Here is a 14,842-nt window from a genome sequence, read left to right as displayed (position 1 = left end):
GAAGCATGCCCGATTTTTACGACTTTTATGCCGCAGAAACTACCTTATTAGGACTCATGATCACGGTTCGTGACGCATCAACTACGAGACACTCTCGTGTCCAAGACCACTTATCGGGGTAAACCGGGCGTCAGTTGCAGCGCTCCAACAGCTGCACCGCGCGCCAGCGGGCGACCAGCTTGTCGTACGCGGCGGACGCCTCCTCGGCCTCGCCCCGGCCCAGTCCGGACAGTCCGGTGGCCACCAGATCGGTCGAGTCGTCGGCCTCGAGCGTCTCGTCCGGCAGCAGTTGCACCAGGCCGCCGTAGTCCAGCTCGACCACCGAGCGCGGGTGGAACTCCTCCAGCCACCGGGCCGCCTCCTCGACCGCCTCGGTGATCGGCGCCTCGCCGATCGACTTGCGCAGCACCGACAGCGCCCGCGACGCGCGGCGGCGCGCCTTGGAGATCTCGGTGCGGTAGCGCAGCGCGCGCCGCTCCGGCTCGGTGACCAGGTGCCGCTCACCCGCCTCGAACAGCACGAACCAGCGCAGCGGCACGCCCCAGGTGGCGATCTGCTCGTGCACCCGGGGCACGCCGTGCTCCAGCACCCGGGCGCCGCTGCGCCAGTCCTCCACCACGGCCTTGGCCTGCCCGGCGAGCACCGGCGGCACGAACGCGTCGGCCAGCACCGAGGGCACGCCGTCGCGGGCGCTCAGCGCCGCCTCGGCGACCCGGATGCGCAGGTTCCAGGGGCAGACCAGCAACGAGTCGTCCGACTCCAGGACGTACGCCTCGTCGGGCAGGTCGGGCAGCCGGGTCCAGCCCGCGCCCAGCGCCTCGATCACGGCGGTCCGTTGTCGTACCGGCCCTTCCAGCGGGGCGATCGCCCGGCCCTCGCTGACGTACCGGCGCCAGTAGGACTGCCGGTCCCGGTCGAAGGCGGTCAGCGGCTCGTACACGCGCAGGTATGAAGCGAAGAGCGACGGCACGGCGCGATCCTCCCACGAGACGGGACCGCCCGTCGCCGCCCGTGAGCCCGTGGCGTGACGTGCGCGACAGTACGGTTCGGGCCGATATTAGGCTCAGAGACACCGGCAGCATCCCGCCGGCGTGCCACCAGGTTCCGCTCCCCACAAGGGCGCTCACCGACACAGGAGTCAGCCATGGGCGTATTCGCCAGCACCGACGACCCCGTTTCCACGGGGCATGAGCAGGTCGTGTTCTGCCAGGACAAGCAGTCCGGCCTGAAGGCGATCATCGGGATCTACTCCACCGCGCTGGGCCCCGCGCTCGGCGGGACCCGGTTCTACCCGTACGCCACGGAGGCCGACGCCCTCGCCGACGTGCTCGACCTCTCCCGCGGCATGGCCTACAAGAACGCGCTGGCGAACCTCGACCTCGGTGGCGGCAAGGCGGTCATCTGGGGCGACCCCGAGCAGATCAAGAGCGAGGCGCTGCTGCGCGCGTACGGCCGCTTCGTCGAGTCGCTCAACGGCCGCTACTACACCGCCTGTGACGTCGGCACGTACGTCGCGGACATGGACGTGATCGCGCGTGAGACCCGGTACGTCACCGGCCGCAGCGTGGAGCACGGCGGCGCGGGCGACTCCTCGATCCTCACCTCACCGCGTGGGGCGTGTTCCAGGGCATGCGGGCCGCCGCCGAGCACGTCTGGGGCAGCCCGACGCTGGCCGGCCGCCGGGTCGGCGTGGCCGGGCTGGGCAAGGTCGGCAAGTACCTGACCGCCCACCTGCTCGACGACGGCGCCGAGGTGGTGGCGACCGACGTGAACCCGCGCGCCCTGGAGTGGGCGCGCGCCACCCACCCGCAGGTCACCCTGGTCGACGACACCGCGGCGCTGGTCGCCTCCGACATCGACGTGTACGCCCCGTGCGCGCTCGGCGGCGCGCTGAACGACGAGACCGTGCCGGTGCTGCGGGCGAAGGTCGTCACCGGAGCGGCGAACAACCAGCTCGCCCACTCGGGCATCGAGAAGGTGCTCGCCGACCGGGGCATCCTCTACACCCCGGACTACGTGGTGAACGCGGGCGGCGTGATCCAGGTGGCCGACGAGATCGAGGGCTTCAACTTCGAGCGCGCCAAGCTGCGCGCCACCCGGATCTTCGACACCACCCGGCAGATCCTCCAGCTCGCCGACGACGAGGGCGTACCCCCGGCGGTGGCCGCGGACCGGCTCGCCGAGCGGCGGATGGCCGAGGTCGGCCGGCTGCGCGCGATCCATCTGCGGTGAAGCTCACCTCCGGGGGCGGAGCGGCGACTCCACCCCCGGAGGCCGTGCGCGTTAAGCTGAGCCTCGGGCCCGTTCGTACCCATTTGTCCGCTGTCACGGCCAGCCCCGGACCTTACCCCTTACCCGGTACACTTGGTGACGGCTGGACCACTGCGACGCGCAGGTCCGGTCGACGGTGACCCGAGGTGCCGAACGATGGCATCCCCATGTACCGTAAGAGCCACGAGAGATGCCTGACGTCATCGGGGCCCGCCTTCGGGCTGCCCCGCATTCTGTGCGAGGGGGTCGAGCCATGGGGCGCGGCCGTGCTAAGGCCAAGCAGACGAAGGTGGCGCGGGAGTTGAAGTATCACTCCCCGAACACCGACCTAACCGCCTTGCAGCGCGAACTGGCGGGTAGTGGGAAGTCTGAGCACAACTTCGACGACGACTACAAAGAGTATGTCGACGACGATGACGAGGACCACGCGGACGACGACCCGGATACCTGGGCTCGTCCGACCCGCTGACCTCCGGTCACATCTGAGCACGCGGTAACCCCCGCGTGCTCACGCATGTGCTCTGCTGAGCCGGCGTACGACCGACGATCAGGGACCTGCCGTGCCGGGGTGCCGCCCCGACTCGCCGACAGGTCCCTGATCGCGGAACCGAGCCCTCAGCGCGGCCGGTTGTTCCAGTTGTAGAACGTCGGGATGTTCTCGAAGTGGTTCCAGGCGCAGACCGCGTTGGCGCCGTCGCCGCCCGACACCTCCGCCCGCAGCAGCCGCGCCGCCTCCGCCTCACGGAGCAGAGCGGTAAGCCCCGCAGCGGCGTCCCGCACCCGGTCGGCCACTGCCCCCCGGTCGGTGTCACTGATGGTCTCGGGCATGCTCCAACACTCCCTCCAGTAGGCGGATCTTGCTGTTCCGGCAGTGCTCGGTCTCCGTACCGTCGAAACGCCCCAGCTCGAAGTAGCGGTTGGCGGCGTGCCCACCCCCACAGAAGCCGAAGTACGCGCAGGACGTCCGGCACGCCTCCACGCCGGTGAGGAACTCGCCCACCCAGGGCGTGCCGGCCGCGTCGGCGAGGATCTCGCCCAGCGGGGTGGTGAGCACGTTCCCGCTGGTGAAGTCGCCGTAGTGCGGGTCCGTGAAGCCGGCCAGCTCCGGCGAGAGCACCACCACCGAACCGTCGTGCCCGACCGTCGGGATCGGGTCGAGGCGGCGGGGCAGCAGGTCGTCGGCGGTGCCGGCCAGCACCGCGCCCGCGTACCGCAGCGACCACTCCACCTCGCGCAGGTGGATCCGGGGATCACGCCGCCAGGCCGCGACCAGCTCCGCCCAGAACCCGGTGACCGCGCCCGCGTCCCGGGCGTTGGTCCGGGTGTTGACGCCCTCGGTCTCCTCGATGTTGACGCCGAGCACGTCGCAGCCCAGGTCGAGGAAGTAGTCGTACAGCTCGGTCGCCAGGCCCGGCTCCGGCCGGGACACCACAGCCAGCGCCGAGAACGGCACGCCGTGGCGGCGCAGCGCCGCCACCCCGGCCACGATCCGGTCGTACGCGGGCCGCCCGCCCCGGGTGACCCGCTCGGCGTTGCGGGCCCGTGGCCCGTCCACGCTGACGCTGACCCGCACCCGGTGCTCGGCGAAGAACGCGCACCAGGCGTCGTCGATCAGCGTGGCGTTCGTCTGCACGTGGTGCTCGACGTCCGGCCCGAACGGCGCCAGCAGGGCGGCCAGATGCTCCCGGCCGGCCGCGAGCGGCTCGCCGCCGTGCCAGACCACGGAGAAGCGACCACCCGTCGCCCACGGGTTCACCGACGCCGCCACCGCCTCGGCGACGGCCACCGGCATCCGCCGATCGGCCGCCCGAAGCGGCAGGTAGCAGTAGGCGCAGTCGAGGTTGCACAGGGTGGTCGGCTGCATCACCACGTACGACGGGACGGCGGCGATACCCCGCATCCCTTCGGGCGCACGTGCGGCCATCAGCACCTCCCCCGCCTGCCTGAAAACCGAACCTCCAGGCTAGGCCGCGGCGACCGCTCGGGTGAACCCCCGATCAGGTGCCCGGCCGATCGGCGCAGGGTGATCAGCCCCGGGTGTGCTGCCCGACCATCTGCACGTTGCCGGACCCCTCGATGATCTCGCCTGCCTGCCAGGCGTCCACGCCCCGGCCGGTCAGGGTGGCCAGCGCGCGGTCGGCGTCCTCGGCGGAGACGATCGCGAACATGCCGACGCCCATGTTGAACGTCGCCTCCATCTCCGGGTCCTCGATCCGGCCCTTGGTCTGGATCAGATCGAAGATCGGCTGCGGCTTCCAGGTGGAGCGGTTGACCACGGCGTCGACGTGCTCGGGCAGCACCCGGACCAGGTTGCCGGGGATGCCGCCGCCGGTGACGTGGGCCAGCGCCCGCACCTCGGCCTCGGCGATCAGCTTGAGGCAGTCCTGCGCGTAGATCTTGGTCGGGGTGAGCAGCTCCTCGCCGAGCGTCCGCTGGCGGCCGAAGTCGTCGATCACCACGTCCAGCCGCATCCGGCCGGCGCCCAGCAGCACGTGCCGGACCAGGGAGTAGCCGTTGGAGTGCAGGCCGGAGGAGCGCATGGCGATCACCACGTCACCCACCTCCACCCGCTCCGGGGTGAGGATCTCGCTCTCCTCCACCACGCCGACGCCGGTGGCGGAGATGTCGTACTCGTCGGGGCGCAGCACGCCCGGGTGCTCGGCGGTCTCGCCACCCAGCAGCGCGCAGCCGGCGTACCGGCAGCCGTCCGCGATGCCGGCGCCGATCTCGGCGACCTTGTCCGGCACGACCTCGCCGGTGGCGATGTAGTCGAGCAGGAACAGCGGCTCGGCGCCGCAGGCGACCAGGTCGTCGACGACCATGGCGACCAGGTCGATGCCGACCGTGTCGTGGATGTCGAGCTGCTGCGCGATCACCAGCTTGGTGCCGACGCCGTCGGTCGAGGAGGCCAGGATCGGATTCTTGTACTTCTTCGTGTCCAGCCGGAACAGGCCGGCGAAGCCGCCCAGGTCACCCAGGACCTCCGGGCGCCGGGTCTCCTTGACCTTGGACTTGAGCAGCTCGACCGCGCGGTCGCCCGCCTCGATCGACACCCCGGCGTCGGCGTACGAGACCGAGCGTTTGCGCTGCGTCCGGCCGGACCCCGCCGACCAGGGCTGGCGGTCGCCGCCGGCGCCCGTCGGGCTGGATCCTGCGCCGCTGCGCTCGGACACGTGCGTCACGGTTCTCCCCTTTGTGGTTCCCGCGAGCCCGGAGCGGCCGGACCCGCGTCGGTGGTGCTACGGGTGGTGGGTCGGTGTGGCGACGAGCGGACCGGTCGGCCCGGCCGCCTCGGCGGCGACCCGGCGTCCCACTCCTTCGAGCACGTGCTTGCCGATCAGGTTCCCGGCCGGCAGTTCGATCGGATACTCCCCATCGAAGCACGCCCGGCAGAGCCGGCTCTTCGGCTGCTCGGTCGCGGCGATGAGACCGGGCAGCGATACGTACCCGAGCGTGTCGGCGCCGATCGAGCGCCGGATTCCCTCGTTGTCCAGCCCGTTGGCCAGCAGTTCGGCCCGGGTGGCGAAGTCGATGCCGTAGAAGCAGGGCCAGCTCACCGGCGGCGAGGAGATCCGGACATGGACCTCCAGGGCGCCCGCCTCGCGCAGCAACCGGACGATCGCCCGCTGGGTGGTGCCCCGGACGATCGAGTCGTCCACCACCACCAGGCGCTTGCCGCGTACGTTCTGCCGCAGCGGGTTCAGCTTCAGCCGGACGCCGAGCGCGCGCAGCGTCTGCGAGGGCTGGATGAAGGTGCGCCCCACGTACGGGTTCTTCATCAGGCCCTGGCCGTAGGTGATGCCTGATTCCTCGGCGTAGCCGATCGCGGCCGGCGTGCCGGACTCCGGCACCGGGATCACCAGGTCGGCCTCGACCGGGTGCTCCTTGGCGAGCTGACGGCCGATCTGCACCCGCGCGGCGTGCACGTTACGGCCGGCGATGGTGGCGTCCGGCCGGGCGATGTACACGTACTCGAAGAGGCAGCCCTTGGGCTCGGGCGCGGCGAACCGGCTGGAGCGCAGCCCGTTCTCGTCGATGGCGATCAGCTCGCCCGGCTCGACCTCGCGGACCACGCTCGCGCCGACGATGTCCAGCGCGGCGGTCTCGCTGGCCACCACCCAGCCGCGTTCGAGCCGGCCGAGCACCAGCGGGCGTACGCCGTGCGCGTCGCGCGCCGCGTAGAGCGTCGACTCGTCCATGAACACGAAGCTGAACGCGCCGCGCAGTTGCGGCAGCACCTCCAGCGCCGCCGCCTCGACCGACAGGTCGGGCCGGCTGGCCAGCAGCATCGTCACCAGCGAGGTGTCGTTCGTCGAGCCGTCCGGGTCGAGCCCGCGCACTGCGGCCTCGCGCTGCAGCTCGGCGGTGTTGACCAGGTTGCCGTTGTGCGCCAGCGCGATGGTGGTGCCGGCGCTGGTGGCGCGGATCGTCGGCTGGGCGTTCTCCCAGGTCGAGCCGCCGGTGGTGGAGTAGCGCGCGTGCCCGATCGCGACGTGCCCGCGCAGGCTCGCCAGCGTCGGCTCGTCGAACACCTGGGCGACCAGGCCGAGATCCTTGTAGACCACGACGCCGGAACCGTCGCTCACTGCGATGCCCGCGGCCTCCTGGCCCCGGTGCTGGAGGGCGTAGAGCCCGAAGTAGGTGAGGTTGGCGACCTCTTCCCCGGGGGCCCAGACGCCGAAGACGCCGCACGCGTCCTGGGGGCCGGGTCGCTCGGGGTCAAGGTCGTGGCTCAGCCGGCCATCGCCTCGGGGCACCTGCCGCTCCCTCTTGGTGGGGTCTGAACTGGCCTGGCGGAGTCGGGGGTCAGCTCCGCACGCTATGGGCCGGGACCGTCGTCGGCTCTCAGTGTACGCGAACAGCAGTCGATACCGACAGTCACGGAGTCCCCGCTCAGGGTGAGTGCAGGTTGCGGCCGCCCGCCGGCTAAATCGGGAGGTACGCGGAAAGGTCGGCCCGGTTGCCCGACACCCGTACGCGACCGTCGGTGACCGCCCGCGCCCAGTCGAGGCGTCCGGTGGCGAGCGCCAGCCACGTCGGCGGGTCCATCTCCACCACGTTCGGGGGCGTGCCGCGGGTGTGTCGTGGACCACTCACGCACTGCACCGCACCGTAGGGTGGGACGCGCACCTCCACCGATCGGCCGGGGGCGCGATCCGTGAGGGCAGCCAAGAGGGTCCGGACCGCCTCCCGGAGGACCGGCCGTTCGGGCGTACGCCCCTCGTCCAGCGCCGCCAGGGCGGCGAGTACCGCTTCGGAATAAGCGTGCGGAGAGGACACGACGGGACGATACGACCCGGCAGAACGCCGCCCTGCGGCGGCCCTGGGTAGAGATGATCCGGTCAGACAAGGCATAGTTGCCGACGGCGTTATTCGTACCGTGAGTGATCAACCTCGGCCGAGCGGCCGGCGGAGAGATCAGACCCGGAAGGCGGTGGACGTGTCAACACACCGACGTGCCTGGAAGCAGCGGGCCGGTGTGGTCGTAGCGCTGCTCTTCGGCGCCCTGCTCACCGTCCCCGCCACCCCCGCCCTCGCGGCGAACCCGGACGTGCAGATCACCAGCCTGTCGAGGGACTCGCTGTCGAGCGGTCAGTCGACGCCCATGAGCTTCACCGTCAAGAACAACAATGACTCGCCCAGCGTTTTCAGCGTCAGCGTCGACACCTTCGACGGTCTGAAGTGCCAGGGCGATTGTCGAGTACCAGCTCGCTCCATCGGCGGCGGCGAGTCGGCGACCTTCAACGTGACCCTCACCGCCGACAATCTCGCGCCGGGCGACAACAAGTCCGGGCAGGTCCGGGTTTCCGCTCGTGCCGGCGGCGGCGACCAGGGCGGCGACTCGCGCGACATGAGGGTGAGCGGTCCGGACGCGCCGCAGCAGCCGCAGACCGTCAAGACGGTGTCCGGCAAGGTGGTAAACGCCGACGGCGACCCGATCGAAGGCGCCCTCGTGATGCTGCGCGACAGCGCGGGCAAGGAGCGCCGTACCAACACCAGCGGCAACGGCAACTTCAGCTTCAGCGGCTCCGACTCCAACCCGATCGCGCCCGGCCGGATCGAGGTGGGTGCCTCGACCGACGGCGCCACCCCGGTCGCCAGGTCGATAAACGCCAGCGCCGGCCAGTCCGTGACCGGCGTCCGGCTCAGCATTCAGCTTCGGGCGTCGGCGAGCCCGAGCGCCACCCCGTCGGCGAGTGAGTCCGCCCCGCCGTCGGACGAGCCGCTCGAGGAGGACTCGGCCGACACCCCGGCCACCGACGCGCCGGCCGCCCAGGAGCCGACCGCGAACGAGGACTCCGGGGGCATGGGCTCCTGGCTGCTGATCCTGCTCGGCGGCCTGTTCGTCGCCGTCGGTGTGGGCACCATCGTGCTGCTCTACATGCGGCGCAAGAACGAGGGCGACGACGGTGACGGCGACGGCCCGGGTGGACCGGTCGGTCCGGGTGGCCCCGGCGGCGCCGCCGCGGCCGGCGCGATCCCCGCGGCCCGGGGCGCCTACCACGGCACCGACGACCAGACCCGCGTCGTGAACGGCATGGGCGCCGGACCGGCGGCGACGATGGTCGGCGGCCCGTCGATCAGCGACGCCCCCACCATGCTCCAGCGGCCGGTCGTGGACGACGTCCCACCGGACCCGTACGGCGCACCGCCCGGACCGGCGTACGGCGTCGGCGCGGGACAGGCCGGGTACGGCTACGGCGACGACGCGCCCGGTCAGGGCGGCTACGGCGCCGGCAACGGCTACGGCGACGCGCCCGCCTCCGGCGGCGGATACGGCACCGCGCCCTCCTCGGGCGGCGGCTACGGCAACGGTCCGTCCTCCGGGGCCGGCTACGGCAGCCCGGACTACGCCGCGGGCGCCGCGGCCGGCGCGGCCGGATACGCGGCCCAGGGCGGCGGCTACGGCAACGAGCGCTTCGACGAGCCCACCGGCCGCTACACCGGCGACAGCACGCAGTACGCGCCGGCGGCCGACCCGTACCCGACCAGCACCTACCAGCCGGAGCAGGACCGCGGGTACGACCAGTCCGGCCCGGCCGGGTACGGCCGCGGCGCGGAGCAGGGTGACGGCTACCGCTCCGGCGGCGGGTACGGCGCCGCCTCGGGTGGCTACGACAACGCGCCCACCGGCGGCTACGACAGCGGCCGCCAGCAGGGCGGTTACGGCGACGCCCCGGCGGGCGGCTACGGCGGCGCCGGTGGCTACGGCGACGCCCCGGCCGGCGGGTACGGCGACGCGGGCTACGGCGGTGGCCGGGCCACCGGTGGATACGGCGACGCCCCGGCTGGTGGCTACGACAGCGCGCCCGCAGGCGGGTACGACGCCCCGGCCGGTGGCTACGACGCCGGCCGCCAGCAGGGCGGCTACGGCGACGCTCCGGCCGGTGGATACGACAGCCCGGCCGGTGGCTACGACGCCGGTCGCCAGCAGGGCGGCTACGACAACGCCCCGGCCGGTGGCGGCTACGGCAGCACCGGCGGATACGACGGCGGGCACCAGGCGGGCGGATACGGCCAGCAGGGCGGCGGATACGGCGACGGCTACGGCCAGTCCCCGCAGGGTGGCTACGGCCAGCAGGGTGGTTACGGCCAGGAGCCGCCGCAGCAGCGCGGTGGCGGCTACGACAACGCCTACCCCAACGACCCGGCGCAGGCCGGTCGCGCCCGCCCGGACGCGCAGGGGGACCGCGGCGGCCGGCGTCTCGACTGGCTGGACGACTGACAGGCACCAGCACGCATGACTGTGGCCGCCCGCGTTCGCGGGCGGCCACAGTCGTTGGTTGATACCCCGTCGAGCGGGTGGTGAAGCCGGTGAGTCAGGCGGCGGCGAAGTAGTCCTGGCGCAGCACCGGCACCACGTCGGAGACGCCGACCTCGGTCGCCACGTCGACGTCCTCGGCGAAGCCACCCTCGGCGAGTTCCCGGCCGGACACGCACCCCCGCACCGCCGCCGGCACATCAGGGGTGCTGGCGAGCGCGGCCAGCGCCATCGCTGCCTCCACCGAAAGTCCGCCGGGCACCCCGGCGAGCGCGTCGAGCACGCAGGCCGCGCCGAGCTGGTCCTCCACGCAGGGCCGCAGTGACCCGTCGGGCCAGCGCTCCCCGGCCGCCACCACACCCACGGGAGCGTCGGTCGAGCCGTACCCCTGGGTGCGGAGCCAGCGCCCGACGGCGCGCGCGTTGCGCAGGCAGGCCGCGACCACCGGCACTCCGGTGGCGCTCGCGGCGGCGCTGATCGCCGAGCCGTTCGGCGACGGCAGCACCAGGTCGGCGACGACGGGCGCGGCCCGCAGCGCCGCCGGGGAGAGCGACCACGGGTGCTCCGCTGTCGTCCTCCGGCGGCCCACCGCGGCTACGGCGCCGACCCGGCGGGCGTAGTCGGCGGCCTGCTCGCCCCACGGGAACGGGTGTACCCGCATGCCGCGGCTCACCGCCACCTCCACGGCGGTGGTGAACGACAGCACGTCCACCACCACCAGGGCGGCGCAGACCCGGCCGAGCTCCGCCGCCCCGGTCAGTCCCCAGTCGAAGCGGGCACCGGCGCCGGGCTGGGCGAAAACGGCCAAGGCCGGGGCCTCAGCGCCGGTCCGGCGCCGGCTCACCGGGAGCCGGGCCGTCGGACCCGTCGGCAGGCGCCGAAGCGTCCTGCGCCGGGGTCGCGTCGGCGGCCGGCGCGGTCTCGTCGGAATCCGCGTCGGACGCGGCCGGAGCGGAGTCGGTGGCGGCCGGCGAGGCGTCCGTGCCCGTCTCGGCGATCGGCTCGGAGGCGACCTCGGCCGGGTCCACGTCGACCGGCTGCTCGGCGGTGGCCGGAAGCACGGTGGTGGTCCCGGTACGGGTCGCCGCCACCTCCACCCGCGCCGCCTCGGCCGCGCCGAACAGGCGCGGCAGCGTGCCGCTGTGCGCCTCGCGCAGCTCGTCCAGGCCGATCCGGAACTGGCCATGCACCTCCAGCGCGCCGGAGGCCGGGTCGGTGACGCCGATGAACTCCCACGGCACGCCGCGCTCGGCGCAGAGGGCGGTGAACGCCTTCTCGTGCCCGCGCGGCACCGACACCAGCGCCCGGCCGGCGGACTCGCTGAACAGGAACACGAACGGCATCGAGCCACCGGCGAAGTGCTCCGGCACCACGACCCGGGCGCCGACACCGCGGCGCAGGGCCGACTCGACCAGGCTCTGCGCCAGGCCGCCGTCGGAGAGGTCGTGCGCCGAGCTGAGGTGACCGACGCGGGCCGCCTCGGCCAGCAGCTCGGCGAGCTGCCGCTCACGGGCCAGGTCGACCTGCGGCGGGATGCCGCCCAGGTGCTCGTGGGTCACCCAGGCCCACTCCGAGCCGGACAGCTCGACGTGCGTCTCGCCCAGCAGGAAGAGCTGGTCGTGGTCGCCGGCCGCGCGGGGCACGAAGCCCATCGGCACCCGGTTCGCCACGTCGTCGAGCACGCCGAGCACGCCGACCACCGGGGTCGGGTGGATGGCCGCCGCGCCGGTCTGGTTGTAGAAGCTGACGTTGCCGCCGGTCACCGGGATGCCCAGCTCCAGGCAGCCGTCCGCCAGGCCGCGTACGGCCTCGGCGAACTGCCACATCACGCCCGGGTCCTCCGGCGAGCCGAAGTTCAGGCAGTTGGTGACCGCGATCGGCTTCGCGCCGGTCACCGCCACGTTCCGGTACGCCTCGGCCAGCGCCAGCTTCGTGCCGTGGTACGGGTCGAGGCGGGCGTACCGGCCGTTGCCGTCGACGGAGAGCGCGACGCCGAGGCCGCTGCGCTCGTCGATCCGGATCACGCCGGAGTCCTCCGGCTGGGCGAGCACGGTGTTGCCGAGCACGTAGCGGTCGTACTGCTCGGTGACCCAGGTCTTGTCGGCCAGGTTGGGCGACGCGATCATGCGCAGCACGGTCTCCCGGAGCGCCTCCGGGGTGTTCGGCCGGGGCAGCGTCTCGGCGCGGTCGGCCTGGAGCAGGATCAGGTCGGCCGGCTCGCGCATCGGCCGGGCGTAGACCGGGCCGTCGTCGACGAGCGAGCCCGGCGGCACGTCCACCACGAGCTGGTCACGCCAGGTGACGACCAGGCGGCCCGGCTGGCCGTCCGGGGACGGCGCGGTGACCTCGCCGATGGCGGTGGCCCAGACGCCCCACTTCTCGGCGGTCTTGAGGACCGCGTCGAGCTTGTCCGGCGAGACGACGAGCAGCATCCGCTCCTGGGACTCGCTGGCCAGGATCTCGTGCGGCTCCATCGACGGCTCGCGCAGCGGCACCCGCTCCAGCCACACCCGCATGCCGGTGCCGGCGGAGGCGGCGGTCTCGGTGAGCGCGCAGGTCAGGCCGGCGCCGCCGAGGTCCTGGATGCCGACGACCAGGTCGGCGTCGTACAGCTCCAGGCACGCCTCGATCAGCAGCTTCTCCATGAACGGGTCGCCGACCTGCACGGACGGGCGGCGCTGCTCGCTGCCCTCGTCGAAGGTGGCGCTGGCCAGCACCGACACGCCGCCGATGCCGTCGCGGCCGGTCTTGGCGCCCATCAGGACCACGATGTTGCCGGGGCCGGTGGCGTCCTTCTTCTGCAGCCGGTCGACCGGCAGCACGCCCAGGCAGAGCGCGTTGACCAGCGGGTTGCCCTGGTAGCAGGGGTCGAAGACGACCTCGCCGCCGATGTTGGGCAGGCCGAGGCAGTTGCCGTAGCCGCCGACGCCGGCGACCACGCCGGGCAGCACCCGGGCGGTGTCCGGGTGGTCGGCCGCGCCGAAGCGCAGCGGGTCCATCACGGCGACCGGGCGCGCGCCCATGGCGAGGATGTCGCGGACGATGCCGCCGACGCCGGTCGCCGCGCCCTGGTACGGCTCGACGAAGCTCGGGTGGTTGTGCGACTCGACCTTGAAGGTCACCGCCAGCTCGTCGGAGACCTGGACCACGCCGGCGTTCTCCCCGATGCCGGCGAGCAGCCGGTCGCTCGGCGGGGCCTTCTCACCGAACTGGCGCAGGTGCACCTTGCTCGACTTGTAGGAGCAGTGCTCGCTCCACATGATCGAGTACATGGCCAGCTCGGCCTGGGTGGGCCGGCGGCCGAGGATGTGCCGGATCCGGTCGTACTCGTCGTCGCGGAGGCCCAGCTCGGCGTACGGCTGAAGCTCTTCCGGCGTCTCGGCGGCCCGGGGGACGGTGTCCACGCCCGGCGCCCACTCGTCGGTCGGGCCGCCCTGCGGCTCCCGCAGGGCCGGGTCCGGATGGGTGGTCATGACGTCTCCTTGTTGCGCTCGCCGCCCGTGCGGCGGGTGAGCCGACCGATGATCACGGCCACCATCACGCCGGCGCTCCCACCAGGTGCTTGAGCACCGAGGTGAAGAAGCCGAGGCCGTCCAGGGACGGGCCGGTGAGCGCCTCCACCGCGTGCTCGGGGTGCGGCATGATGCCGACCACGTTGCCGGCCTCGTTGGTGATCGCGGCGATGTCGCGCAGCGATCCGTTGGGGTTGCCGCCGACGTAGCGGGCGACGACGCGGCCCTCGCCCTCCAGCCGGTCGAGCGTCGCGGCGTCCGCGACGTAGCAGCCCTCGCCGTTCTTGACCGGGACGAGCACCTCCTGGCCCGGCTGGAACGCGTTGGTCCAGGCGGTGCCGGTGGCCTCGATCCGCAGGACCTGGTCCCGGTTGCGGAAGTGCAGGTGCTGGTTGCGGGTGAGCGCGCCGGGCAGCAGGTGCGCCTCGCAAAGGATCTGGAAGCCGTTGCAGATGCCGAGCACCGGCAGGCCACCTCGCGCGGCCTGGACGATCGTCTCCATCACCGGGGCGAACCGGGCGATGGCGCCGCAGCGCAGGTAGTCACCGTAGGAGAAGCCGCCGGGCAGGACGACGGCGTCCACCCCGTGCAGGTCCGGGTCGCCGTGCCAGAGCCGGACCGCCTCGGCGCCGGCGATCCGCACGGCGCGGGCCGCGTCCCCGTCGTCGAGCGAGCCGGGGAAGGTCACCACACCGACCCGGGCGGTCACGACTGCGCGCCCGCGGTCTCGTCGGTGTTTACCACGCGGATGGTGAAGTCCTCGATGACCGGGTTGGCCAGCAACTTGTCGGCGATCTCGCGGGCCCGGTCCAGGTCCGGTTCGCCGGTGAACTCGATCTCGATCCGCCTGCCGATCCGAACCGAGGCGACGTCGCTGACGCCGAGCCGGGGCAGCGCGTTCGCGACGGCCTGGCCCTGCGGATCGAGGATCTCGGGCTTGAGCATGACGTCGACTACGACGCGAGGCACGGGGCACTCCTGACTGTGTACGCAGTTGGGTGCCGGCCCACTATCGGGCGAGCGCAGCCAGCCTACCTGGCAGATACCGCCCGGCCCGAACCGGCCGGGGGCAGTTCCGGCAGTGCCGGGCGGGACCGGCGACGCCGGCCGGGCACCGTTGCCCGTTCGTTGCTGCGTCGATGCGAATTCGTTGCGCTCGGTGCCTGTGGGTGACCCTCCGCACCGCCTTCTCCCAGGCATCTGCTGCGAAACGCCCCAGCTTGGACAGGTATCCGACAGCACGTCGACGCGACACGCGGCGGCCGTCACGCCATCGGCGTTTTTCGATTACTCTCAT

12 protein-coding genes and 1 pseudogene are annotated in these 14,842 nt (G+C 72.7%); 3 read left to right on the top strand and 10 right to left on the bottom strand.

What is annotated here, in order from left to right; all coding sequences use genetic code 11:
• Positions 1 to 130: 130 nt before the first annotated feature.
• The gene (locus KBX39_RS01060) at positions 131 to 970 is read right to left on the bottom strand and encodes a hypothetical protein (protein WP_030500602.1); all 840 of its coding nucleotides are present in this window, start codon (positions 968 to 970) and stop codon (positions 131 to 133) included.
• A 174-nt stretch (positions 971 to 1,144) separates the two neighbouring features.
• Between KBX39_RS01060 and KBX39_RS01055 the strand changes: the two are divergent.
• Positions 1,145 to 2,232 (top strand): annotated as a pseudogene (locus tag KBX39_RS01055) (Glu/Leu/Phe/Val dehydrogenase).
• A 292-nt stretch (positions 2,233 to 2,524) separates the two neighbouring features.
• Positions 2,525 to 2,740, top strand: a complete 216-nt coding sequence (locus KBX39_RS01050; RefSeq protein ID WP_013283429.1) for a DUF3073 domain-containing protein — start codon at positions 2,525 to 2,527, stop codon at positions 2,738 to 2,740.
• Positions 2,741 to 2,886: 146 nt separating this feature from the next.
• Here the strand turns inward: KBX39_RS01050 and amcA are convergent, their stop codons facing one another.
• The 5 genes from amcA to KBX39_RS01025 form a co-directional block, all read right to left on the bottom strand.
• A complete protein-coding gene (amcA, locus tag KBX39_RS01045) occupies positions 2,887 to 3,099 on the bottom strand; it encodes a multiple cyclophane-containing RiPP AmcA (protein ID WP_030500600.1) in 213 nt (70 codons plus the stop codon).
• Positions 3,080 to 4,171, bottom strand: coding sequence for a cyclophane-forming radical SAM peptide maturase AmcB (amcB, locus tag KBX39_RS01040; protein ID WP_176722793.1), 1,092 nt, complete (start codon positions 4,169 to 4,171; stop codon positions 3,080 to 3,082). The genes amcA and amcB overlap by 20 nt, the downstream gene beginning before the upstream one ends.
• Before the next feature lie 127 nt (positions 4,172 to 4,298).
• Positions 4,299 to 5,453 (bottom strand): phosphoribosylformylglycinamidine cyclo-ligase, encoded by a 1,155-nt coding sequence (gene purM / locus KBX39_RS01035; RefSeq protein WP_043327537.1) that lies wholly within the window; start codon positions 5,451 to 5,453, stop codon positions 4,299 to 4,301.
• Between the two features lie 57 nt (positions 5,454 to 5,510).
• Positions 5,511 to 7,028, bottom strand: coding sequence for an amidophosphoribosyltransferase (purF, locus tag KBX39_RS01030; RefSeq protein ID WP_043330756.1), 1,518 nt, complete (start codon positions 7,026 to 7,028; stop codon positions 5,511 to 5,513).
• 169 nt (positions 7,029 to 7,197) lie between these two features.
• The gene (locus tag KBX39_RS01025) at positions 7,198 to 7,551 is read right to left on the bottom strand and encodes a sterol carrier family protein (protein ID WP_043327538.1); all 354 of its coding nucleotides are present in this window, start codon (positions 7,549 to 7,551) and stop codon (positions 7,198 to 7,200) included.
• A 160-nt stretch (positions 7,552 to 7,711) separates the two neighbouring features.
• Between KBX39_RS01025 and KBX39_RS01020 the strand changes: the two genes are divergently transcribed.
• Complete coding sequence (locus tag KBX39_RS01020; protein ID WP_210868765.1) at positions 7,712 to 9,997, top strand: carboxypeptidase-like regulatory domain-containing protein; 2,286 nt, start codon at positions 7,712 to 7,714, stop codon at positions 9,995 to 9,997.
• A 94-nt stretch (positions 9,998 to 10,091) separates the two neighbouring features.
• Here the strand turns inward: KBX39_RS01020 and KBX39_RS01015 are convergent, their stop codons facing one another.
• From KBX39_RS01015 to purS, 4 genes are all read right to left on the bottom strand, one after another.
• Entirely contained in the window at positions 10,092 to 10,841 is a 750-nt protein-coding gene (locus KBX39_RS01015) for a 2-phosphosulfolactate phosphatase (protein ID WP_064448462.1), read from the bottom strand.
• Between the two features lie 10 nt (positions 10,842 to 10,851).
• Positions 10,852 to 13,506 carry a phosphoribosylformylglycinamidine synthase subunit PurL gene (gene purL / locus KBX39_RS01010; protein WP_210868762.1) on the bottom strand — a complete coding sequence of 885 codons (2,655 nt, stop codon included), beginning with the start codon at positions 13,504 to 13,506 and terminating at the stop codon, positions 10,852 to 10,854.
• Between the two features lie 64 nt (positions 13,507 to 13,570).
• The gene (gene purQ / locus KBX39_RS01005; protein WP_043327540.1) at positions 13,571 to 14,254 is read right to left on the bottom strand and encodes a phosphoribosylformylglycinamidine synthase subunit PurQ; all 684 of its coding nucleotides are present in this window, start codon (positions 14,252 to 14,254) and stop codon (positions 13,571 to 13,573) included.
• Positions 14,251 to 14,514 (bottom strand): phosphoribosylformylglycinamidine synthase subunit PurS, encoded by a 264-nt coding sequence (gene purS, locus KBX39_RS01000; RefSeq protein WP_210868760.1) that lies wholly within the window; start codon positions 14,512 to 14,514, stop codon positions 14,251 to 14,253. The genes purQ and purS overlap by 4 nt, the downstream gene beginning before the upstream one ends.
• Positions 14,515 to 14,842 lie beyond the last annotated feature (328 nt).

Origin of the sequence: Micromonospora sp. D75, assembly GCF_018070405.1 — a bacterium.
GTDB lineage: Bacteria > Actinomycetota > Actinomycetes > Mycobacteriales > Micromonosporaceae > Micromonospora > Micromonospora chalcea.
This window is presented reverse-complemented; position numbering and strand designations above follow the sequence as displayed.